Here is a 1,667-nt window from a genome sequence, read left to right as displayed (position 1 = left end):
GAAGGTCTTTCTTTTTCTTTCAACGTGAAAGCGCGTTTATCACTGCGCATCAACAGCATTCTGATCAGGTAATTCATTGTGAGCGCTTGCCGCGAGGGGAAGACATCGTTTAAGGAGGTGATCCAGCCGCAGGTTCCCCTACGGCTACCTTGTTACGACTTCACCCCAGTCATGAACCACACCGTGGTGATCGCCCTCTTGCGTTAGGCTAACCACTTCTGGTGCAGTCCACTCCCATGGTGTGACGGGCGGTGTGTACAAGGCCCGGGAACGTATTCACCGTGGCATTCTGATCCACGATTACTAGCGATTCCGACTTCACGGAGTCGAGTTGCAGACTCCGATCCGGACTGAGATCGGCTTTTCGGGATTGGCTCACTCTCGCGAGTTGGCAACCCTTTGTACCGACCATTGTAGCACGTGTGTAGCCCTACTCGTAAGGGCCATGATGACTTGACGTCGTCCCCACCTTCCTCCGGTTTGTCACCGGCAGTCTCCTTAGAGTTCCCGCCATTACGCGCTGGCAAATAAGGACAAGGGTTGCGCTCGTTACGGGACTTAACCCAACATTTCACAACACGAGCTGACGACAGCCATGCAGCACCTGTCTCTGCGTTCCCGAAGGCACTAAGGTATCTCTACCAAATTCGCAGGATGTCAAGAGTAGGTAAGGTTCTTCGCGTTGCATCGAATTAAACCACATGCTCCACCGCTTGTGCGGGCCCCCGTCAATTCATTTGAGTTTTAACCTTGCGGCCGTACTCCCCAGGCGGTCGACTTATCGCGTTAACTTCGCCACAAAGTGCGCTAGGCACCCAACGGCTGGTCGACATCGTTTACGGCGTGGACTACCAGGGTATCTAATCCTGTTTGCTACCCACGCTTTCGCACCTCAGTGTCAGTGTCAGTCCAGAAGGCCGCCTTCGCCACTGGTATTCCTCCCGATCTCTACGCATTTCACCGCTACACCGGGAATTCTACCTTCCTCTCCTGCACTCTAGCTTGACAGTTCCGGATGCCGTTCCCAGGTTGAGCCCGGGGCTTTCACAACCGGCTTATCAAGCCACCTACGCGCGCTTTACGCCCAGTAATTCCGATTAACGCTCGCACCCTCCGTATTACCGCGGCTGCTGGCACGGAGTTAGCCGGTGCTTCTTCTGTGAGTGATGTCTTTCCTGATGGGTATTAACCACCAGGCGTTCTTCCTCACTGAAAGTGCTTTACAACCCGAGGGCCTTCTTCACACACGCGGCATGGCTGGATCAGGGTTGCCCCCATTGTCCAATATTCCCCACTGCTGCCTCCCGTAGGAGTTCGGGCCGTGTCTCAGTCCCGATGTGGCTGATCATCCTCTCAGACCAGCTACGGATCGTCGCCTTGGTGAGCCTTTACCTCACCAACCAGCTAATCCGACATAGGCTCATCCGATAGCGGGAGCCGAAGCCCCCTTTCTCCCGTAGGACGTATGCGGTATTAGCCTGGGTTTCCCCAGGTTATCCCCCACTATCGGGCAGATTCCTATGCATTACTCACCCGTCCGCCGCTCGTCAGCGGGTAGCAAGCTACCCCTGTTACCGCTCGACTTGCATGTGTTAGGCCTGCCGCCAGCGTTCAATCTGAGCCATGATCAAACTCTTCAGTTTAAGATCAATGCGATCCTTACTCGC

General features: G+C 54.9%; 1 rRNA gene. It reads right to left on the bottom strand.

Features of this window, described 5'->3' with window-relative positions:
- Positions 1–110: 110 nt before the first annotated feature.
- Positions 111–1,643 (bottom strand): 16S ribosomal RNA (locus CWI66_RS17420).
- Positions 1,644–1,667 lie beyond the last annotated feature (24 nt).

The sequence above is a fragment of the Halomonas sp. 141 genome (genome assembly GCF_002810305.1).
Classification (GTDB): Bacteria; Pseudomonadota; Gammaproteobacteria; order Pseudomonadales; family Halomonadaceae; genus Vreelandella; species Vreelandella stevensii.
This window is presented reverse-complemented; position numbering and strand designations above follow the sequence as displayed.